This window comes from Streptococcus mitis, assembly GCF_047460035.1.
In the GTDB taxonomy this organism is placed as follows: Bacteria; Bacillota; Bacilli; order Lactobacillales; family Streptococcaceae; genus Streptococcus; species Streptococcus mitis_DW.
The window spans coordinates 39,550-60,705 of record NZ_JASHHB010000008.1; the positions used below are offsets into that span (position 1 = coordinate 39,550).

Genomic DNA, 21,156 nt, shown 5'->3' on the forward strand with positions numbered 1-21,156 from the left:
TTTTATTTTTTAAACCATAAATCATTCAAAAATCCAGAAAAGATTAAGAATGACAGCATGACGACATGGAAGGTGACAACCATGCCAAGCAACTGAATCCAGCGATTCTCAGGTAGAGCAGCTTCCCCTGCTTTTTTCCGCTCCTTATTGAGCGTCTTTTTCTTGCGAACCCAGGCGTCATTGATTACCAGCCCAATCCCATGAAAGAGTCCATAGGCGATATAGTACCAGGTCACACCGTGCCAAAATCCCATAATCAGCATATTTACAATATAGGCCACGCTTGAGGTTACATTACGATTCTTAAAGACCTTCTTTCTGGTCAACACCATCACCATTCGCATAAAGACAAAGTCACGGAACCAGAAAGAAAGGCTCATATGCCAACGATTCCAAAACTCTTTTAAATCCCTTGATAAAAAAGGCTTATTAAAGTTGATGGGGCTACGGATTCCCATTAAGTTTGAGATAGCCAAGGCAAACATAGAGTAACCTGCAAAATCAAAGAAAAGCTCCAAACCAAAGGTATACATAACTGCCAAGGCATAGGGGTTAAAGAAGCCACCTGACTGCAGGGCTAGATTCTTCAGAGGAGGTAGTAAAGTTTCTCCTAAAACATGAGCCAGGATAAACTTGTACAAAAATCCCCACATGATATAGCGAACAGATTCATCCAGCATATCCATCAACTCATCCCGCTCAGGAATGGTCTGATAATTTTCATTAAAACGCTTAAAGCGATCGATTGGGCCACTCGAGAAAGTTGGCATGAAGAGAAGGAATCGGAGGAATTCCCAGAGGGTAAAATCCTTAATCACTCCATCTCTCAGCTCGATGATAATCCCAACCGAACGAAAGGTCAGGTAAGAAATTCCCAAAAAGCCAAGCAAAGACTGCGTTCCATTGATAGCCGGCTGCACCTTGACAAAGATAATCGGAAGGAGGGACAGAAAACTAACTAGGTAGAAGACCCACTTGCCATCCTTACTTTTTCGATAATGCTTGTAGAAGAGTACGAGCAATATTTCCCAGCAAAGGTAAATACCCAAGGCAACCAACTGATTGGTCTTCCCACCTACCAACATGGTGACGATAAAGAAGAGACTAACCAATACCTCGTACCAGGCAAAGCGTTTCTTGAAAAAGAGGCCGATAAAGATGGGCAAGGTTGCAGCAATCACATAGACAAAATACTGAGGATTCCCATATGGCTCTAAATGAGGAAGCTGTTGAAAGAACTCCATCATCTCTTGTTCACCTCGTTAATCAATCCTTTGATGTCAATCTTTCCATTTGGAGTCAGTGGCAAACTGTCTCGATAAAGGAATTTAGACGGCATCATGTAGGACATCATGATATCTGTTAAATCTTCCTTGATAGCCTTGGTAATATCGATATCACGCTCAAACTGCTCACGAACACCGTCTTTCAAGATGACATAAGCCAATAGATTTTGCACCTTGTGGTCTTTATTATAACGTGGCACAGCTACAGCAGACTCGATAAAGCGAGACTTATTGAGGTTTTGAGAGACATCTTCTAACTCAATGCGGTAACCGTTGAACTTAATCTGGAAGTCCATGCGTCCTCCGTAGAGAAGCAAGCCTTCATCTGTCATAGTTCCCACATCACCTGTGTGATAGGCTGGCAATCCTTCAAATTCAAAGAAGGCTTCCGCTGTTTTTTCAGGATTGTTCATATAACCTTTTGAAACAGCTGGTCCCGAAACAATGATTTCTCCCTGTTCGCCATTTGGCAATTTATTGCCGTCCTCGTCAATGATAAAGGTTGGAGAATCGGCCTTGGTATAGCCGATTGGTAGGCGTTTGAGAGTCGCTAACATCTCGTCTGTCACAGCAACAGCTGACAGGGCTACTGTCGCTTCTGTTGGGCCGTAGGCATTGATAATACGGGCATTTGGGAAACGTTCGCGCAGTTTTTGAGCCGTTTTAACCGTCAATTCTTCGCCATCAAAGTAGAAATGCGTGATGTCAGGCATTTTCTCACTATTAAAGGCTTCAGACAACATGGCCATATCTGCAAAAGAAGGGGTTGATGTCCAGATAGCGATTGGCAATGAAAAGATGGTCGCAAAGAGTTGCTTAAAGTCCTGAGTAATAGCTGAAGGAAGAGCGAAAAGCGTACCACCCAGTGCCAAGGTCGGCGCCCAGTACATGACAGACAGGTCAAAAGAATAAGGTGGCTGAGCCAGCATTTGCGGACGACTTGGCGTCGCAAATTCCTTATCCGTAATCATCCAGTTGGTAAAACTGAGGAGGTTATCATGGGAAATCTGCACTCCCTTAGGCTTACCAGTCGTACCAGAAGTAAAGATAATGTAGTAATTATCATCTCCCTTGACTGGATGCGTGATTTCATAGTTATTCCCTTGAGCAAAGGCTTCTTGAACCTGAGCTAGAGTCATCATCGATGTAGAAACCTGCTCCAATGGAAAGTCTGAGATGGCAATAATCAAGCTTGGCTCTGCTACTTCTAAAATAGCTGAAACTCGCTCCAAGGCCGAATGGCTATCAATTGGAATGTAGGCATGACCTGACTTAGTCAGCGCTACAAAGGTTGCCAACATTTCATATTCTTGGCCGCCAAAAACAACCACAGGAGACTTCTCAGGCAAGCCTAGTTGGTCAATGGCTGCAGCCAAACTATCCGAATCAGCCTTCAAATCTCCATAAGTGTGTTCCTGACCCAAAACATTATAAACAGGATAGCTAGGCTGGGTCTGAGCAAAATGCTCAATGGTTTCAATCATATCTGCTATTGGTTTATTTGACACAATAGGGATTCTCCTTCAAGTTAAAATTCATTATAGATAAAGCTTCCTTGACCCTGACCAAGATAGCTAAAAAAGTAAAGCAGCCCCAGAAAGATAAGAAAATACAAGGCTGTCCGACCAAGAAAGAGGTACAATTCTTTTCTCTGTTTCATCAAGAAAAACCATTCATTTCTGTAATTTTTCGCTAAAATAAGAGTGATTCTTACTAGCTTATTTTTCTACCATTGTACCACTTTATATAGTATTTTTTCAATTGTTTGCCGTAGATTTTCATTATATTTAAGCTAATTTTAAAATTATGCGGTTTTTCTATGAATATTTCAAATAGAGTGATCCTGCTTCAAAACTCCATTTCAGGAGACAATGAAGTAAATCTTCCCATAATAAAACGCACAATATCAAGTTTTTCAACACCTGATACTATGCGCTTTTCTGATTTTTAAAGACTTCTTACCCGGTCTCTCATTTAAAATAGTCTCGTCTGATATAAATTAAAATAGCTTCTATCATCAGACAAATGGCTGATAGCCAAAAACTGATGCTAATACCAAAACTCTCAGTAATATAGCTCATTAGCAAAACAAATACTGAAAATGCTAATGTCGAAATCACTTCAAGAGCAGAATAGACATTAACCGAATGATTTTCCTCTACTGTTTCCTGAAGAAATACACTTTCAGGAACTTCTTTTAGTTGCGATAACATACCAACTAAAGCTGAAAATAATAAAAACATCTGTGCGTTTGGAAAATATAGAATAGTCAGTGTCACTATTGCCATAGCTACAAGAGGAAAAAGAATACTTTCCCATTTAGCAGCAAGGAACTTTTCAGATAGCCTAAAAGCAATTAAGCCACTAATTATAATCCCAATAGAGTATGCTGTATTAGAATATCCCCAGTAACTTTCCGTTTTATTTAATAACTCAGTTACAAAGACAAGTATGATAGACGAAACCCAAATCGTATTTGAGAAAATTTCAAATAAATTCGCTGATACGAAAAGTCTTAATCTAGGATCTCTAGCAACTAACTTCCAACCTTTGAGCAAAATTTCAAGATTAGTTTCTGACTCTAACACCTCCACTTCAGCCTTAGGAAGCAATAACATCAGAAAGCTAGAAATGATATACAAGATTAAAATGATAAACGTGGTAGGTAACAGACCAATTGTTGCAAACAAGAGTCCACCTAACCCCCACCCTACCAATTGAACAGCTTCACCAGTCATTGACAAGGCTGAATTAGCCTTACCCAAATCGGTCGCATAGCGCGGCACAATAGCATAGGAAACGGGTGCTGCAAAACCATCTAATATGGAAATTGCAACAACAAATAGATAGGTTACCAAAGGCGCTACGGATTGCATTACGGTAAACATTCCTACCAGTATCGTTAATAATATAGTCTTTCCAAATTGGGATAAAGATAAAACCCTATTTAGCGCTATCCTTTTAGTAACTAAAGGAACTAAAAGACTTGCAACAAAAGAGGATATTCCTATTAAAATAGGAACTAGTGATGTGGCAATTACTGATTTTGAAATAATGTATATGTTAGCAATGATTGTTACTCTAAAGAAAATATCTGCTAAATTTGCAAACAATTGAGAGACTAATAACTTAATAAATGAATTAGACATGTAACGCTCCCATCTTAGTTACCAACTTTAGAATTAAAATTTGATTTTTAATATTTTAGCATAAAATGGCAGAAAACAAAAGTGAGATTTTTCACATAAAAAAGCAAAAACTATTGCCTTTATTATTCCTACTTTTTGAAGGAATTATTATCGTTGTTGGATAGTACTAATAGGTTATACTCAATGAAAAAAGCCTGAGATTTTCATCTCAAGCTCTATCAACATAATTGTTTTCTAGATTAGAAAAGTGAGAATACAAGCACGGCCAAGGCTGCACCGATAACAGGTCCAACAACAGGAATCCAGGCATAAGACCAGTCTCCGTCTCCCTTGTTTGAAATTGGAAGGATACTGTGCATGATACGAGGTCCAAGGTCACGTGCAGGGTTCAAGGCATAACCTGTTGTCCCACCTAGTGATAGACCGATACCGACAATCAAAGTTCCCACTGCAAAGGTTCCGATTCCTGCTTGAAAGTCATAAAGTCCCAAAGCAAAGATTGTCAATACCAATACAAAGGTGCCAAGGATTTCGCTAATCAAGTTTGATACAGTATCTTTGATAGCTGGTCCTGTGCTGAAAGTAGCCAAAATATTTCCTGCATTTTCTTCTGCCTCATAATGCGGCTTGAATTGCAACCAAACCAAAATCTGACCGAGCATAGCCCCTGCGAACTGGGCTAAGATATAAGGCAAAACGGAAGCCCAAGGTAAGTCACCTTTTAAAGCCACACCAATTGTCACAGCTGGGTTTAAATGAGCTGGACTGAGTTTTCCAGATACAAAGACTGCAACCGCAACTGCAATCCCCCAACCCATGGTAATCACAATCCAACCTGAGCTGTTGCTCTTGGTTTTAGGAAGAACCACACCTGCAACAACACCATTTCCTAGAAGAATCAGGATTAAAGTCCCTAGAAATTCTCCAAATAATTCATTCATCATCTTTCTGTCTCCATTAAAAAGAAGGGGCGGGCGGCAAGGAGTCCTGCCCTCCACCTCTTTTATTTTTTCTTAATTTTTTAATTCTGCTAAATCGTTGTTAGCGAGAGCCGCTTCGACATCCGCACGGTAGCCTGCTTTTTCTTCTTCTGACCAATCATAGAATCGTCCCATTTCATCCAAAACTGGCTCAACGATGCTATCCAAGCTATCACGCATAAAGAGCATGTGGTTGGTACGACGAAGAAGGAAGTCAACTGGGCTAAGAGCCAACTCATTGCGCATTGCATAGTGAAGTGATAAAGTATCTGCCAAGCTAAGTCCTGGCGCTTGTTCCAAACTATGAGCAAGAGCAAAGACTTTCGGTGCATTTGAACCATAAAGATTTGCTAGGTAATGAGCTTCCTTGCTATCCAAACCACGTGACACTCCAAGTTGCGCAAAGGCTTCAATTTCTGAGTCCACATTTGCTGGGTTCAATTCCCCACCTGAAACAGGGTAAGTCTTAGAATTGATGAGTTTAAAGCTACGGTCAAATTCTGCTTTGAGGATGTCAACCACGCGCTCCATAGCTCCTTCAGCCATCTTACGGTAGTCTGTGATTTTACCACCAGCAAGGGTCAAGAGACCATTATCATCTCGGTCCAAGCTAGAACCACGAGAAACTGCAGATGGGTCCAAATGTTTCTCAGAGGTACTGCTTTCAAGCTTGCTAACAGCAGCCTCTACATCTTCACGAGTTTTTTCTTTAGAGAGATAAGATTCAACAGTCGTAATCAAGTTGTTAAAGCTTTCATCACTGATGGTTCCGTTATTTCCTCCATTGTAGTCAGAAGCGCTATTGCCTGCGATCAATGGACGAAGACCTGCCCAGCTGCTTTCGATATCATCAATAGTAATGTTGGCTTCTGGGAAGCGGTTATTGACAATGCCAAGTAGGTAATCTACATCTTCCTGCGTCACTTTTGGATGTTCCAAATCACCTGTGTAGTCTGTATCCGTTGTACCGAAGTAAGTCTTGTTTTCACGTGGGAGAACAAAGACCATACGGCCATCACCCAAACCTGTATCAAAGTAAACTGGCTGTGAAACCTTGATCTTGCTTGAATCCACTACCAAGTGAACTCCCTTAGTTGGACGCATTTGTGAGAATTGTGTTCCCTTATTAGACAAATTGCGCACCTTGTCGCTCCAAGGACCTGTTGTGTTAATAACCAGACGGGCCTTGATTTCAAAGACTTGGTCTGTCAAGAGATCACGAGCTACAACACCTGTAATCTTGCCACTTTCGTCAAATAGGAAGCCTTCTGCCTTCACGTGGTTAGCAATGAGGGCACCGTCCTGGTTGGCACGTTTGATGTTTTCGATCACGAGACGAGCATCGTTGTTACGGAAGTCAAGATAAACTCCACCTCCTACCAAACCTTCTTTCTTCAAGTTTGGCTGGCGTTCCAAGACTTCTTCCTTGCTCAAAACCTTGTTAGCAGCTGGTGTGTTGTTGACACCTGCCAAGAGGTCGTAAAGATCCATAGCTACTTTAAGACGGAAGAGGCTAAAAGTAGCTCCATCTTCATCGTAAACTGGCAAGAGCATTGGGTCTGGTTTCGGAATGTGTGGAGCGATTTGTTGAACCACTGCACGTTCAGAAACTGTATCTGATACCACTTCTACATCAAATTGCTTAAGGTAACGTAGTCCTCCATGAACCAATTTTGTTGAACGGCTGGATGTTCCTTCTGCGAAGTCCTGCATTTCAATCAAACCAGTATCTAGACCACTAGCTGCCGCCTGCAAGGCTACACCAGCACCAGTGATACCTCCACCGATAATCAAGAGGTCCAAGGTACGTTCCTGCATTTTTTGAATTGATAATTCACGTGTTTTCTTTGAAAATTCCATATTTACACACTTTCTAACTGAGTCGCTTTATTCTTCCAGTATTAGTCGTCTACTTCCGCAAAGACTTGGGTTGCTTTCACAGCCTTCTTCCAGCCCTTGTAGAGTTGTTCCTTGCGCGATTCGTTCATAGATGGTTCAAAGAGTTCTCCAGTCTCATTCAAGAGCTTCAACTCATCCAAATCCTTCCAGTAGCCCACTGACAAACCTGCTAGGAAGGCTGCCCCTAGAGCTGTTGTTTCCAAGTTTTTGGCGCGTGCGATATCGATTCCCAAAATATCAGCTTGGAACTGCATGAGGAAGTTATTCATGGCTGCACCACCATCTACCTTCAAGACTTGGATAGCTGTCTGCGCATCCACTTGCATGGTATCGATGATATCACGGACTTGATAAGCGATAGATTGCAAGGTTGCCTTGATAAAGTCTTCTTTACTTGTTCCACGAGTCAAACCAAAGACAGAACCACGAGCGTTTTGGTTCCAGTATGGAGCACCTAGACCTGTAAAGGCTGGAACGACATAAACTTCATCGTTGTTGTGAGAATCACGAGCGTATTTTTCAGATTCTGGTGAATTTTCTACCATGCGAAGACCGTCACGAAGCCATTGAATGGCACTTCCTGCGATGAAGATAGAACCTTCTAAGGCATAGTAAACCTTGCCGTTAATTCCGTAACCAATGGTTGTCAAGAGGTTATTTTCAGACAACTGCATTTCTTCACCAGTATTCATGATGATGAAAGAGCCTGTTCCATAAGTATTTTTAACCATACCAGGTTCAAAGGCCAACTGTCCAAAGAGGGCCGCTTGTTGGTCCCCAGCCATACCTGAGATTGGAACTTCTCCACCATAGAAATGGAATGGGGCTGTTTTACCGTAGATTTCAGAGTTAGAACGAACCTCCGGAAGCATAGCCTTAGGAATGTTGAGGATTTCCAAAATCTCATCATCCCATTTGAGTTCTTTAATGTTATAAAGCATGGTACGGGCTGCATTTGAGTAGTCCGTCACGTGAGCCGCACCGTCAGTCAATTTCCAAACCAACCAAGTATCAATGGTACCAAAGAGCAATTCCCCTTTTTCTGCTCGCTCTTGAGCGCCTTCTACATGATCCAAAATCCAACGAACCTTAGTCGCTGAGAAGTAAGCATCGATGATCAAACCAGTCTTTTCATGGAATTTTTCCACATAACCTTGGTTTTTTAGTTGCTCAGCTAAAGGGGCTGTTTGGCGAGACTGCCAAACGATTGCGTTGTAGATAGGAAGCCCTGTTTTCTTATCCCAGACAACAGTTGTTTCACGCTGGTTAGTAATACCGATTGCTTCGATTTGATTTGGCTTGACACCACTTTCGATGAAAGCACCCGCAATAACTGACTGAACAGAGTTCCAAATTTCATTGGCTTTGTGCTCTACCCAACCTGCCTGAGGGAAAATCTGGGTAAACTCTTTTTGACTCGAGCTAACTTTTTCTCCTTTTTTGTTGAAAATAATGGCACGAGAGCTTGTAGTCCCCTGGTCAATGGCCATGATGTATTTTTCTTGTGACATGTGCTGTCCTCCTGATAAAGATCTTGAGGATGTTTCCTCTTTACACTTACTAGTATACAAAATAAAGCGCTTTCTTGTTCATCAACTTTTTTTAATTTTTAAAAAAATGTGAGGAGATTGTGTGAATTTCACAAAAAAGACCTGGAACGACCAAGCCTTTTAAGTGAATAATAACTGACGAATAGCCGCCAAATCTTCCATATCCAAGTCATTTTTTAAATAATAGACTGGGGTTTGTTCCTTCTTATGAATGGGGTTATTGGTAACCAGCAAATCATAATGTCGAGTTCGGTCATAGGCTTCAATGGTAATAAAACGATTATATTCCAAATACCGTTTCAAAATGGCTGCCATCCTTGAAAAGACAAGAAAACCAGATGTCAAATCCAGACCAATCCGCATATGCTGACCACCATTTTCAGCCATATATTCCATCAACTGAAGCCATTCCCAGAGAATTTTCTTATCCAAATCCGTCCCCTGCTGAAAGGCAGGTAGAGCATGAAAAATCTCCTCTGCCGTCCCCCTAAAATCATGTTCCATCAGTAAATATGGATGACGATTCTCTAACTTGTACTTGTAGCAATCCTGTAAAATATAGCCCTTATAAAGATAGACTTGAGCACAAAGCTGACTGAGTTCATAGGTAACATGGTCCTCTGTGTAATCACCCAGTAACTCCTCCTTCTTCATTTCTTGAATCAATTGCGTCAGCAAATCTGCCAACTGCCCTCCAAAACCAAGAATATACTCCATAGTATGAAGAGGAAGAATACGATGAGATAGGAGAAATGAGAAGAAAATCATCATCTCTCCATCCTCAGTTCCTAGAGGAAGGTGTTGCCCCGCAAAAAAGGACGGAGCCTTTCTCAGCAAACGAAGGTAGAAAATATTGTCAAAATAGCCTCGCATTTTCTCTTCTATCACTTGGAACTGACAGGCATTGACCCGAAGACGCTGTTGACTGATGTGGGACCAGAGAACCAAGTCTAACTTCTGCCCCGAAGACAAGCTTGCACCACAGATTTCTTCTAAACTGGCAATCTCCTGTTTTCTCTCTGGTTTCTGCATATGGCCTTCCCATTCCTGACTCGACCAGACCTTGCGGAAAAGACAGAAATAGAAATAGCGAATCTGATGCTCTGGACCTCGCCAACGTCCATTTTGAATAGATAAATCAAATTCTGACAAAATCTGATTTAAGCTAGCTAAGTGACGACCAAGCGTAGCCTCGCTAATCATCAATTCTTGAGCCAGCTGATGGGCTAAAAACTGTTGGTGGTAGAGAAGATAGACCAAAATCTGATATTTAACAGCATTCTCCAAAAACAGGCTCCGAATATCTCTTCCCTTGGTAGTTGCACCGATCGATAGACGCAGATTTTCATCTTCTAAGGAGATGTTCAGCTCTAAACCACTGTCCAAAGCCTTGTCATTGAGCAGGGTGACATATTTGGTTAGGGTTGCTTTTGAAAATCCTGTTTCCTCCATTACAGCCTTGACAGTCGTCTGAGACTCTTGTAATAGAAAGGAAAGGATTGAAAATTGGCCAGATTCAGCCTTTTCCATCAAGTCTCCTAAATACATTTGTTACCCCTTTCATGTTCTACCTTAAGCATAGCATAAATCTTACAAATGCTGAAATAATCTGTTTCTCTTTTTATTTCCCTGCTAAATTCCCGGTCCATTATCCTGAAAATCAGCAAACACACGGCTCCCCCTTTGGGCATTTTTATGCTAAAATAGTAGCTATGGATAAAATTATTAAAACAATATCAGAAAGCGGAGCCTTTCGTGCTTTTGTCCTTGACAGCACAGAAACCGTCCGCACTGCTCAAGAAAAACACCAAACCCAAGCCAGCTCAACTGTAGCACTTGGTCGAACTCTTATCGCTAGCCAGATTCTCGCAGCCAATGAAAAAGGAAATACCAAACTAACAGTTAAGGTGCTGGGATCTAGCTCTCTAGGTGCTATCATCACCGTCGCTGACACCAAGGGGAATGTCAAAGGTTACGTTCAAAACCCTGGTGTTGACATCAAAAAGACTGCAACTGGTGAAGTCCTTGTCGGACCTTTTGTCGGCAATGGTCAATTCCTCGTTATCACAGACTACGGTACTGGAAATCCTTACAACTCTATGACTCCCCTCATCTCTGGGGAAATCGGTGAAGATCTTGCCTTTTACCTGACTGAAAGCCAACAAACTCCTTCAGCAGTCGGCCTCAATGTCCTTTTGGACGAGGAAGACAAGGTCAAGGTTGCAGGTGGTTTCCTAGTCCAAGTCTTGCCAGGAGCCAAGGAAGAAGAGATTGCTCGCTTTGAAAAACGCATCCAAGAAATGCCAGCTATCTCAACCCTTCTGGAAAGTGAAGACCATATCGAAGCCCTCCTCAAAGCAATCTACGGTGACGAGGCCTACAAGCGTCTTTCTGAAGAAGAAATTCGTTTCCAATGTGACTGTAGCCATGAACGCTTTATGAACGCTCTTGCCAGCCTTCCAAGCTCAGACTTACAGGAAATGAAAGAGGAAGACCACGGGGCTGAAATCACTTGTCAATTCTGCCAAACTACTTACAACTTTGATGAAAACGACCTGGAGGAACTCATTCGTGACAAATCTTAATACACCTTTTATGATTGGCAATGTTGAGATTCCCAATCGTACCGTTTTAGCACCCATGGCTGGTGTCACCAACTCAGCCTTTCGTACTATTGCAAAAGAGCTCGGAGCTGGACTTGTTGTCATGGAAATGGTCTCTGACAAGGGAATCCAATACAACAACGAAAAAACCCTGCACATGCTTCATATTGATGAAGGAGAAAACCCAGTCTCTATCCAACTTTTTGGTAGCGATGAAGACAGCCTAGCACGCGCAGCAGAATTCATCCAAGAAAACACCAAAACTGATATCGTCGATATCAACATGGGTTGTCCTGTCAACAAAATCGTGAAGAACGAAGCTGGCGCTATGTGGCTCAAGGATCCTGACAAGATCTACTCGATCATCAACAAGGTCCAATCTGTCCTTGATATCCCACTTACTGTCAAAATGCGTACCGGCTGGGCTGACCCATCTCTGGCAGTAGAAAATGCCCTGGCTGCTGAAGCTGCAGGTGTTTCTGCCCTCGCCATGCATGGCCGTACCCGTGAGCAAATGTATACAGGTCACGCAGATCTTGAGACCCTTCACAAGGTCGCTCAAGCTTTGACCAAGATTCCATTTATCGCCAACGGTGACATCCGTACAGTTCAAGAAGCCAAACAGCGTATCGAAGAAGTCGGTGCTGACGCAGTCATGATTGGCCGCGCAGCTATGGGAAATCCATACCTCTTCAACCAAATCAACCACTACTTTGAAACAGGAGAGATCCTACCTGATTTGACCTTTGAAGACAAGATGAAAATTGCCTACGAACACTTGAAACGCTTGATTAACCTCAAAGGGGAAAATGTCGCAGTTCGTGAATTCCGTGGCCTCGCTCCTCACTACCTCCGTGGAACATCTGGCGCTGCCAAACTTCGTGGAGCTATTTCACAAGCTAGCACTCTGGCAGAGATTGAGGCTCTCTTGCAGTTGGATAAGGCTTAAAATGGTTCATACTGCTCTACTGATTATCGATATGCAAAAAGCATTTGATAGACCTATCTGGGGAGAACGAAACAACCCTCAAGCTGAACATCAAGCATTGAGGGTACTAGCATACTTTCGTAAACACGGTCTTCCGGTCTTACATATTCAGCACATATCTGATAATCCCCAGTCGCAATTTCATAACAAACAAAATCAGGAGTTTAAAAGTGGATTTGAACCATTTGCTTCAGAACCTGTCTTTCAAAAAACGGTTAATAGCGCCTTTATTGGAACAAATCTTGAAACCTATTTACGAAAAAATCAGATTTGTCATTTAATCGTTGTTGGTTTGACTCTGCCTCATTGTGTATCTACTACGACACGAATGGCAGCAAATCTTGGTTTTGAAGTCACTTTACTAGCAGATGCCACTGCCAGTTTTACCCTATCTAACAAAAACGGTCAGGCCATCTCTCCTGAGACTATCCATGAGATTAATCTCCTTTCTCTACAAGATGAGTTTGCTCAAATTCTTACTACAGAAGAATTTTTAACCCAAGTACAAGTATAAAAGAATCCGTCAACTCTTATTTGAGCTGACGGATTTTGAATACAGTAATGTAGTGAACCAATACACAAATAGGTAAATTTGGACCTTAGAACTGATGATTAACAATTATTCATAAATGTCTATAGATACACTCAGAACTGACCATACTAGTCTACCCCCTTTAGAGCACTAATCATGTCAATCTTTCTCATACGAAGACTAATAAAATAAGCAGTCCCTAAAGATGTAAACCAAACCAATAACGTAGCAAAAACAAGGACATACATACTGACATAAGCGGTATACTCAATTCGAATCGTCGAAAATGTTGCTACATACTCTTTCAAAAACCATATTCCTAAAGGAATTCCTACTAGCCACCCAATAAAGGTAGTCAGTATAGTCTCAAGAAGAGTCACCATCTGTAGATATTGATTAGAAAATCCTAATACTTGCAATGTAGCATAGTCTCTCATTCTCTCTACAAAGTTTAAAGAACCCAGATTATAGAGAACAATAATAACCAGTAATAAAGCAAAGCCAATAATCATTAGAAATACACTCATCAAACTAGCTACAAAATCATAGGCATTTTTTTCTTGGCTCCCTTTTTCAATGACAGATAGAACACCTTTGTCTTGCTTAATAGTATCTTGGTCCACCTCTGATCCAACTAATAAAGTATGTGGAGTAAAATCTCCCCCTGCTTTTTCAAAGACTCTAGCATGAAGATAGGCCCCTTGATTGGTTTCACTTGTGACAATCCCTTTTACTTCAAACTTGTAAGTATGACCATCTTGATAGGGAGTCACATTTAAAAAATCTCCGACTTTAATACCTGCTAAACGGGCAAATGATCTAGTTATATACAAACCATCATCTTTCAAAGAATCCGCACTCTCTGTTTTTGCTTGGATCATATCTCCATCATCAAATATAATCAATAAACGATTGTAGCCATCATCTGGATTAAAATGTGCCTGTGAAATTTGTACACCTTGCCCACCATATCTAGACTTAGAAGATGTATAATCCGCTACGGTTAGGCGTTTTGAATAAGAAAAATCTTCATTGTATGCCTTATCAACAAGATGATTCATAGACACAGGCATACCAATTCCAGCAATCAGTAACATCATACTTCCTGCAACTCCCACGATTCCCATCAAAACTCGAATACGATTAAACGAGGCATCACGAATTGCCCATCTAGAAGGATAAGAAATTCGTTGCCAGATAGAGGAAAATCTTTCCACAAAAACAGATTTAGCAACTTTTTCTTTACCTCTTAAAAATATTGCTGGTAAGCCTCTAGCTGACTCTCTAGAAGCTAAATAGGCAGCTAAAACACAAATAATAATGACTACAATACCGACAACCATTGATGAAGACGAATAAGATATTTGCCAATTTGGAAGTGTAAACATTGACTTTTGAGTTTCTAGTACAAACCATGACATCAAGGGAGAAATAGCAAAGCCTGCGAAACTTCCTAATAAACTTACTACTAAGCCAAATAAAATATAATGTAAACTGATAGCCTGATTTGAAAAGCCTAAAGCCTTTAATACAGCAATCTCTTTTGTTTGGCCATCAATCAAACGCTGAATGGTTGTAAACATAGCCAAAATAGCTAACAAAATAAAGATAAAAGAAAATAAGTAAGATAAGTTTCTAATTTGCCCAACTCGATCGGTAGCTTCTGATATTTCAGTTAAACTTTTTTGATCTTGATAAGAAACTAAATCGCCCCCAAAAATAGACTCTAAATCTCCTCGCAAATCTACCTTAGAACCGTAAATTTCTAAGGCATTATCTGACGATAAACCCAGAATTCCTTTTGCAATTTCATTATCTGCAATATAACCATAGGCATCATTGTCAGGATTTGGAGCTATATATTCCATACTACCTGTAAAATAAATCTTATCTGTTGCCTGAACAAATCCTACAATTTTTAAATCTATCTGTTCTCCTCTTGATGAAATAGAAATTGAATCTCCAATCTGTAAACGATTCTTCTTCGCATAATTCCCATCAATCCAAATCGAATCTTGTTTTCCTTCAGAAAAACGACTTCCTTCTGTTACTGTAACCAGTTGATTATCTGTAATCGTTTCAAGATTGATTCGTCCGTCAGTCTTGTCTAAACGAACAATATTAGCAAAGCCTTTCTTTTTACTGACAACTTTTTCAACAGAAGATAATTGTTCAACCTGCTTGATTTTTGATTCATCAATTTGTCTCGCTTGAACCCAAACAACAGGAAGTTCAGATTGTTTCAGATAACTCTCTAGACTCTTTTCAAGTCCATGCCAAGCTCCTTGTAGACCTACAAAGATTAATACACTTAATAGAGACATCAGAAAAACAGAGAAAAATTGTTGCCAATTTTGCCGAAGATCTCTTAATAATTTTATATGAAGATACCTCATCCCAGCACCTCTTCATTATTCTCTATTTTTTCAATACTTCCATCTTTCAAATATATAACTCGATCTGCAAATTTAGCAAACTCTCTATTATGTGTAACCATTACAACTGCAGCATTCCCATTTCTAGAAACTTCCTTCAATAGAGTTAAAATACTATCACCTGTCTTTGAATCTAACGCTCCTGTAGGTTCATCACACAATAATAGACTAGGCTCTTTAGCCAATGCCCTTGCAATTGATACACGTTGCATTTCACCTCCAGAAAGTTGATTAGGAAAATTATTTTTTCTATGAAGTAAACCAACTTGAGCTAAATACATATCAATTTCTTTATTGTTTTTCACTAAATTTGCTGCAATACCTATATTCTCCTTGGCTGTTAAACTTGGAACTAAGTTATAAAATTGAAAAACAAAACCAATTTTATCTTTTCGATAAGCAGATAATTCCTTGTCCGTAAACTTTGTTACTAGTTCCTCATCAAATATAAAGGTTCCTGATGTCGCACGATCCATCCCACCAAGTAAATTTAGTAACGTACTTTTCCCTGAACCTGATGGACCTAAAATAACTGTAAATTTCCCTTTCTCAATAGAAAAACTAACTTGATCTAAAGCACGAACTTCTTGCTCTCCTACCTTATAAATCTTACTAATATTTTGAAACTGAATCATACATACTCCTAATATCTTGTCATAAATTTTATTTTTTCCTTTAATGTAGGCTCTTCATACTGTTCTATGATACGTTTAGATACTGCTTCCCTGTTTTCTCGTATAACCTTTTCAGCTAAGGAAATAGCCTCATCTACTGGAACAACTATTGGCAACTCATAATGTTGAATGATCTGATTTAACCGTTCTTTCTGACTACCTTTGACACAATAAGGTGTCAGACCCAAATTCCTATAAGCTTCATATAATTCCTCATCTGATAAATTTCGATACTCTTCAGATACTGGTCTATGCCCATCTGGATCCATTGCAAACTCTACTGGTAAATGAACAACATCTGTATACCACAATTTCGCATGATTCTTAGAGACAACCCCATAAGCAGTCAAATATTTTTTGAAAAATCGTCGACCCGGAATACCTAAAATAGATTTCATCAATCGATGAATGAATGCTGATCCTGGATTAATTCCTACCTTCATTCGAACAGTCCCGTAAATCCATTCATTCAATACTGAACCATCTGATAGAAAACTTCCATGTTCCTTGTATAGAATTCCTTCTGTACGAATTCTCTCCTCAAAACGCTTTAGCCCTAGTGCCATTAATTCAGTTGATGACATATCCTGAAATCTTCTGCCAGGATATAAATCTGTCAAAATTTCCCTCGCAGACAAAGCGTCGATTAAGGGAAGTCCCGTTGCAATCGAAAGAGCTGTAGCAGTTGTTGTCTTACCTGTAGAATAAGTGCCTGATATGACTAACCTTAATTCTCTATTTCCCATCACTGTCCCCCTCCATCAGGTAATTTTTGAGCTATTTTACTTTTAAAGACTACCTTATGATCTATATCATATCCAGACATTTCGTAGACTTTCCAATGTTCTTCTCTAATTTTTAATAATCTATTTTTTGAAACACTACCACTGAGCTCCACTACTCCGTTCAAAATTGGTGAATTCAAGTCTGCACTTACTTGCTTCATCCACATGGTATTGCTCTCCTCTCGAGATATCTCTTCGATATGGTAGGCTAACATCTCTGCCATTTGAGAAAAAATAATCAGAAGCTCTAACAAACTATAATAATTCTGTTCTAGACTACCTACACCACTATATTCAATATCTTTGATCAATACTTGCTCTGCTTTACAAGATATACTACTATCTGAAAACTCAACATCGTATATATCATGTTGTCTATCTCTTAAATGAGTTGATAAAAAATCTCTACCTTGTTCTCCTATAGCAGCTACATTTTCCATACATTCTAATAATTGATATCCTAAACAAACTTTCATATCCATTACCAAGCAATCAAATTCAATCACTTGGTTCGTCATTTTGAAATTTTGTAATTCTAATTTTAAATTTACCAATTCTTCTATAGCTTTTATCCCTGACTTTATCTCAAAATGGCTTAACCTATACTGATTTAATCTCACTCCCATTCTTTTCAGTATTTCACTTCCAAATAAATGAGCTAATACTATTCCATCTAATGTACTCAGGTGTTGCTGTATGATTTCAGATTGTTTACTAGACCACAAACCTTCTTGATGAAGAGACCCAACTCCTTCTAAAATATTTTTCAACTTAACTTCATAAGTCGTCTTCTTATGCCCTCTGCCAAAATAACGATTTTTATTGTCTCCAAGTAAATAATCTACTGTTAGCATATACTTCTCCAATCTTTTAAACTGACTCTATCTTAAACAAAAAAAGACAAGAAAGAATCCGTAATTTACGAAAACCTTCTTGCCTTTTTAGTATAAAATTATAAAGATACTAGATTTAATCGAATAGCCTCACGTACAGCTCCAACTCTACTCGTCACTCCCAACTTTGAACAAATATTTGAAACATGGGTATCCACTGTTCTCCTGCTGACAAATAAACTATTTGCTATCTTTTCATTAGAATATTCTTTTACAATCAGTTCCAATACACTTAACTCCGTATCTGTCAATAGATTATTTTCTTGCTTTTCTAACAAACCATCTGGAATAACGTGATTTCCCTTATAAACAGCATAAATTGCACTTTTAACATCCAAATAAGAACTTTCTTTGGGTAAAAAAGCTTGAATCCCAAAATCCATCGCTCTCTTATGTAACAAAGTGTCATAAAATCCTGATAAAAGAACTATCTTGGGAACTGTATTCAGAAATCTATTTATTTGACTAATAACATCAAATGCCGTTACTCCTTTCAACATAAAATCCATAACTAGCACATCTACCTTTTCATTCTTAAGACAGAGAAGTAAATCTGCTACTTCTGTATAGGAACCAACAATTTTAAAATCATCTTCCTTTAAAAAATAGTTCTCCAATCCTTGTAATACTAAACTGTGATCATCAATCAAAACCAAACGAATCATTTTTCTTCCCTTCTATAGGTATCCGTATCTTCACACTTGTAGGTTCTATATTTATCTGAACAGTTCCCCCCAATAAATGAACCTTCTCTACAATTCTATTTAAACCAAAATGATGTTCATTAGACTGATAGTTTCCCTTAAAAATACCATCATCTATAACTTCAATTGATAAAATCTTTTCTTTTGTAGATAAATCTACAGTAATTTCTCTAGCATTCCCATGAAGAATACTATTATTTACTAGTTCTTTAACTGTCCTTAATACAAACGTGCCCACTTTATCGTTAACTTTTTCTTCATCTATTGAAAAAGTTGTCATAATCGAAACAGTTTCCATCTTCATGAATTGATTTAATATGCTAGTAATAGATTCTTTCAACCCTAATTCATGCACCATTAAAGGATAGATATTGGAACATAAATCTCTTAATTCAAAAACAATATCATCCAACATCTCTAATAAAGCTCCTCTATTAATGTGTTCACTAATTTCTAACTGCTTTTTATAATAAATAACCTTCTGAATTGTAGTATCATGTATAAACGTTGCAATTTCTTCCCTCTCTAATTCAGTAGCTACAAAAGTATGAAAACTACTAAAGATTCCCTCCATTTTATGGCTAATCAACATCATTTTCCTTATTTCAGGTAACAAAGCTAGTGAAAAAAGAAAAGTGTAAAGAACGAAAAAAATTGGAGAAAATTCTCTTAATAACAGACTAAAAAGAATAATTAGACTAGTAAAAAAAACGGAAAATATCAAGTTATATATGAATGGATTCCACTTCCAAGCAACATATATCATTCGCTCTAGTATCAAGTTATTCACAATAGAGAACAAAATAAGCAACAATAGAGGAATACTATAAATAAACGAAACTTCCTTACCAATCGGGAAAATATATCCAAAAAATAAAGGAAATAAGGCCAGAACTGCTAAAAATAAGGTATGAATTGGCAGCATTTCTCTTCTCTGATAGTAATTTATAAGCATCTTTAACAGTAGGATAACTAAAAAGAAAAATACTAAATAAAATACTCCCCTAGAAAAAAAGATGGTTAAAAAATCAATAGGCTGTATAAGATTATAAACATACAAAAGTTGAGTGATGAGTGAATAGCCCAGTATAATACGAGAAAAGTTAGAAATGGTTGAACCTTTTATCTTTAAGACTAACACTCTAATGAAGATATCCATGAATAATGGAAATAAAGTCAAGTATGAAATTAATAGACTACGACCAAATACATCTCCTATACTTGATGGAATGATCGATAATAGCATCAGACTAGTATAACTAATAAAATAAAAATATCGTTTCCCAGTTTTTCCTTTACTTCTGCCTTTTATGTATAAGCGAAATAACAGTAGAATCAGAAAAGCAATGATTGATAAAACAAGAAAGATAATTTGGCTTGATCTCCCAGATTCTATTATTAAAGTCTTTGAAATTCCCCTATCTAACACTGTCACAGAATGAAGCGGTTCAACAATTAAAAATCGAGATAATAAGAAATTACTATCTGGATTCTGATCGTCTATTTGTATAATAGATGACCCTATTATCTCTTGATGATTTGCAAAGCTTCCCAGATTATGGACTTGTCTAACTATCCACTCATTCTCATGTTTATCTACGGTGATTCCACTGTACGTTCGGTTAAAAATTGAAAACGAAAAATAAAGAAAGAAAATAAATAACAAAACCAAAGAAAATCGAAACATTTTTGACTTCATTGTTTGTAACACTCCACATTTCACTTGATATTGATGTTTATTCTACCATTTTTTCATTCAATAAGACAGGTTTTATAGTTAAATTTATTCTTTTTTCTTTCGAGATATAACTGATACAATCTTCTGGTAGGTGAAATCCTACCTGATTTGACTTTTGAAGACAAGATGAAAACCGCCTACGAGCACTTGAAACGCTTGATTAACCTCAAAGGAGAAAACGTAGCAGTTCGTGAATTCCGTGGCCTCGCTCCTCACTACCTCCGTGGAACATCTGGCGCTGCCAAACTCCGTGGAGCTATTTCACAAGCTAGCACTCTGGCAGAGATTGAGACTCTCTTGCAGTTGGATAAGGCTTAAAATGGTTCATACTGCTCTACTGATTATCGATATGCAAAAAGCATTTGATAACCCTATCTGGGGAGAACGGAATAACCCTCAAGCTGAACAACAAGCATTGAGGGTACTGGCATACTTTCGTAAACACGGTCTTCCAGTCTTACACGTTCAACACATATCTGACAATCCCCAGTCGCAATTTCATAACAAACAAAATCAGGTGTTTAAAAGTGGATTTGAGCCAGTTACTGCAGAACCTATCTTTCAAAAAACGGTTAATAGCGCCTTTATTGGAACAAATCTTGAAACATATTTACGAACAAATCAGATTTGTCATTTAGTCGTTGTTGGTTTGACTCTGCCTCATTGTGTATCCACTACCACACGAATGGCAGCAAATCTTGGGTTTGAAGTCACTTTACTAGCAGATGCTACTGCCAGTTTTACCCTATCTAACAAAAACGGTCAGACCATCTCTCCTGAGACTATCCATGAGATTAATCTCCTTTCTCTACAAGATGAATTTGCTCAAATTCTTACTACAGAAGAATTTTTAACCCAAGTATAAGTAAAAAATAATCCGTCAACTCTTATTGAGCTGACGGATTTTCTTTGATTGTAAAAATTCAAATACTGAGGGTTA

General features: G+C 38.7%; 18 protein-coding genes and 1 pseudogene. 5 read left to right on the forward strand and 14 right to left on the reverse strand.

Annotation, left to right across the window (positions count from 1 at the left end):
* Nucleotides 1–2: 2 nt before the first annotated feature.
* From dltB to QM956_RS07730, 8 genes are all read right to left on the reverse strand, one after another.
* Nucleotides 3–1,247, reverse strand: a complete 1,245-nt coding sequence (gene dltB, locus QM956_RS07695) for a D-alanyl-lipoteichoic acid biosynthesis protein DltB (protein ID WP_084930609.1) — start codon at nucleotides 1,245–1,247, stop codon at nucleotides 3–5.
* Nucleotides 1,244–2,794, reverse strand: a complete 1,551-nt coding sequence (dltA, locus tag QM956_RS07700) for a D-alanine--poly(phosphoribitol) ligase subunit DltA (protein WP_414302392.1) — start codon at nucleotides 2,792–2,794, stop codon at nucleotides 1,244–1,246. Before dltA ends, dltB begins: the two co-directional genes overlap by 4 nt.
* A 20-nt stretch (nucleotides 2,795–2,814) precedes the next feature.
* Complete coding sequence (locus QM956_RS07705) at nucleotides 2,815–2,946, reverse strand: teichoic acid D-Ala incorporation-associated protein DltX (RefSeq protein ID WP_000813667.1); 132 nt, start codon at nucleotides 2,944–2,946, stop codon at nucleotides 2,815–2,817.
* A 310-nt stretch (nucleotides 2,947–3,256) separates the two neighbouring features.
* Entirely contained in the window at nucleotides 3,257–4,435 is a 1,179-nt protein-coding gene (locus QM956_RS07710; protein ID WP_414302393.1) for a ryptide export MFS transporter, read from the reverse strand.
* 239 nt (nucleotides 4,436–4,674) lie between these two features.
* Nucleotides 4,675–5,379, reverse strand: a complete 705-nt coding sequence (locus tag QM956_RS07715; protein ID WP_000980819.1) for an MIP/aquaporin family protein — start codon at nucleotides 5,377–5,379, stop codon at nucleotides 4,675–4,677.
* Nucleotides 5,380–5,448: 69 nt separating this feature from the next.
* On the reverse strand, nucleotides 5,449–7,275 hold the full coding sequence (glpO, locus tag QM956_RS07720) for a type 1 glycerol-3-phosphate oxidase (RefSeq protein ID WP_000395965.1): 1,827 nt from the start codon (nucleotides 7,273–7,275) through the stop codon (nucleotides 5,449–5,451).
* 41 nt (nucleotides 7,276–7,316) lie between these two features.
* Entirely contained in the window at nucleotides 7,317–8,825 is a 1,509-nt protein-coding gene (gene glpK / locus QM956_RS07725) for a glycerol kinase GlpK (RefSeq protein WP_414302394.1), read from the reverse strand.
* A 159-nt stretch (nucleotides 8,826–8,984) separates the two neighbouring features.
* Complete coding sequence (locus tag QM956_RS07730; protein ID WP_414302395.1) at nucleotides 8,985–10,412, reverse strand: AcpB/EbpR/MafR family transcriptional regulator; 1,428 nt, start codon at nucleotides 10,410–10,412, stop codon at nucleotides 8,985–8,987.
* Between the two features lie 164 nt (nucleotides 10,413–10,576).
* On the opposite strand from QM956_RS07730, the gene hslO reads away from it, so the two are divergent.
* The 3 genes from hslO to QM956_RS07745 are packed head-to-tail and all read left to right on the forward strand — an operon-like array spanning nucleotide 10,577 to nucleotide 12,969.
* A complete protein-coding gene (gene hslO / locus QM956_RS07735; protein ID WP_000357854.1) occupies nucleotides 10,577–11,449 on the forward strand; it encodes an Hsp33 family molecular chaperone HslO in 873 nt (290 codons plus the stop codon).
* Nucleotides 11,436–12,416 (forward strand): tRNA dihydrouridine synthase DusB, encoded by a 981-nt coding sequence (dusB, locus tag QM956_RS07740; protein ID WP_000183308.1) that lies wholly within the window; start codon nucleotides 11,436–11,438, stop codon nucleotides 12,414–12,416. Before hslO ends, dusB begins: the two co-directional genes overlap by 14 nt.
* Before the next feature lies 1 nt (nucleotide 12,417).
* Nucleotides 12,418–12,969: a cysteine hydrolase family protein gene (locus tag QM956_RS07745; protein WP_049499130.1), complete on the forward strand. Its 552-nt coding sequence runs from the start codon at nucleotides 12,418–12,420 to the stop codon at nucleotides 12,967–12,969.
* 146 nt (nucleotides 12,970–13,115) lie between these two features.
* Here the strand turns inward: QM956_RS07745 and QM956_RS07750 are convergent, their stop codons facing one another.
* The 6 genes from QM956_RS07750 to QM956_RS07775 all read right to left on the reverse strand — a co-directional run bounded on the left by QM956_RS07750 (nucleotide 13,116) and on the right by QM956_RS07775 (nucleotide 20,177).
* Nucleotides 13,116–15,383 (reverse strand): ABC transporter permease, encoded by a 2,268-nt coding sequence (locus QM956_RS07750; protein ID WP_023947323.1) that lies wholly within the window; start codon nucleotides 15,381–15,383, stop codon nucleotides 13,116–13,118.
* A complete protein-coding gene (locus tag QM956_RS07755) occupies nucleotides 15,380–16,057 on the reverse strand; it encodes an ABC transporter ATP-binding protein (RefSeq protein ID WP_023947321.1) in 678 nt (225 codons plus the stop codon). Before QM956_RS07755 ends, QM956_RS07750 begins: the two co-directional genes overlap by 4 nt.
* 8 nt (nucleotides 16,058–16,065) lie before the next feature.
* On the reverse strand, nucleotides 16,066–16,842 hold the full coding sequence (locus QM956_RS07760; RefSeq protein WP_023947319.1) for an AAA family ATPase: 777 nt from the start codon (nucleotides 16,840–16,842) through the stop codon (nucleotides 16,066–16,068).
* A complete protein-coding gene (locus tag QM956_RS07765) occupies nucleotides 16,842–17,735 on the reverse strand; it encodes an AvrD family protein (protein WP_023947317.1) in 894 nt (297 codons plus the stop codon). The genes QM956_RS07760 and QM956_RS07765 overlap by 1 nt, the downstream gene beginning before the upstream one ends.
* Nucleotides 17,736–17,833: 98 nt before the next feature.
* Entirely contained in the window at nucleotides 17,834–18,439 is a 606-nt protein-coding gene (locus QM956_RS07770) for a response regulator transcription factor (protein WP_023947315.1), read from the reverse strand.
* On the reverse strand, nucleotides 18,417–20,177 hold the full coding sequence (locus tag QM956_RS07775) for a sensor histidine kinase (RefSeq protein ID WP_023947313.1): 1,761 nt from the start codon (nucleotides 20,175–20,177) through the stop codon (nucleotides 18,417–18,419). Before QM956_RS07775 ends, QM956_RS07770 begins: the two co-directional genes overlap by 23 nt.
* A gap of 129 nt (nucleotides 20,178–20,306) precedes the next feature.
* On the opposite strand from QM956_RS07775, the pseudogene QM956_RS07780 reads away from it, so the two are divergent.
* Nucleotides 20,307–20,534: pseudogene (locus QM956_RS07780) on the forward strand (tRNA dihydrouridine synthase DusB); the annotation flags it as partial.
* A gap of 1 nt (nucleotide 20,535) precedes the next feature.
* Nucleotides 20,536–21,081: a cysteine hydrolase family protein gene (locus tag QM956_RS07785; protein WP_414302396.1), complete on the forward strand. Its 546-nt coding sequence runs from the start codon at nucleotides 20,536–20,538 to the stop codon at nucleotides 21,079–21,081.
* The last annotated feature ends 75 nt before the right edge of the window (nucleotides 21,082–21,156 follow it).

What these genes read in the sequence shown, in the direction of transcription:
- QM956_RS07745 (WP_049499130.1), top strand. Translation starts at nt 12,418, where the DNA reads ATGGTTCATACTGCTCTACTGATTATCGATATGCAAAAAGCATTTGAT.
- QM956_RS07750 (WP_023947323.1), bottom strand. Translation starts at nt 15,383, where the DNA reads ATGAGGTATCTTCATATAAAATTATTAAGAGATCTTCGGCAAAATTGG.
- QM956_RS07760 (WP_023947319.1), bottom strand. Translation starts at nt 16,842, where the DNA reads ATGGGAAATAGAGAATTAAGGTTAGTCATATCAGGCACTTATTCTACA.
- hslO (WP_000357854.1), top strand. Translation starts at nt 10,577, where the DNA reads ATGGATAAAATTATTAAAACAATATCAGAAAGCGGAGCCTTTCGTGCT.
- glpK (WP_414302394.1), bottom strand. Translation starts at nt 8,825, where the DNA reads ATGTCACAAGAAAAATACATCATGGCCATTGACCAGGGGACTACAAGC.
- QM956_RS07715 (WP_000980819.1), bottom strand. Translation starts at nt 5,379, where the DNA reads ATGATGAATGAATTATTTGGAGAATTTCTAGGGACTTTAATCCTGATT.
- QM956_RS07710 (WP_414302393.1), bottom strand. Translation starts at nt 4,435, where the DNA reads ATGTCTAATTCATTTATTAAGTTATTAGTCTCTCAATTGTTTGCAAAT.
- QM956_RS07705 (WP_000813667.1), bottom strand. Translation starts at nt 2,946, where the DNA reads ATGAAACAGAGAAAAGAATTGTACCTCTTTCTTGGTCGGACAGCCTTG.
- dltB (WP_084930609.1), bottom strand. Translation starts at nt 1,247, where the DNA reads ATGATGGAGTTCTTTCAACAGCTTCCTCATTTAGAGCCATATGGGAAT.
- glpO (WP_000395965.1), bottom strand. Translation starts at nt 7,275, where the DNA reads ATGGAATTTTCAAAGAAAACACGTGAATTATCAATTCAAAAAATGCAG.
- QM956_RS07770 (WP_023947315.1), bottom strand. Translation starts at nt 18,439, where the DNA reads ATGATTCGTTTGGTTTTGATTGATGATCACAGTTTAGTATTACAAGGA.
- QM956_RS07730 (WP_414302395.1), bottom strand. Translation starts at nt 10,412, where the DNA reads ATGTATTTAGGAGACTTGATGGAAAAGGCTGAATCTGGCCAATTTTCA.
- QM956_RS07785 (WP_414302396.1), top strand. Translation starts at nt 20,536, where the DNA reads ATGGTTCATACTGCTCTACTGATTATCGATATGCAAAAAGCATTTGAT.
- QM956_RS07755 (WP_023947321.1), bottom strand. Translation starts at nt 16,057, where the DNA reads ATGATTCAGTTTCAAAATATTAGTAAGATTTATAAGGTAGGAGAGCAA.
- QM956_RS07775 (WP_023947313.1), bottom strand. Translation starts at nt 20,177, where the DNA reads ATGAAGTCAAAAATGTTTCGATTTTCTTTGGTTTTGTTATTTATTTTC.
- QM956_RS07765 (WP_023947317.1), bottom strand. Translation starts at nt 17,735, where the DNA reads ATGCTAACAGTAGATTATTTACTTGGAGACAATAAAAATCGTTATTTT.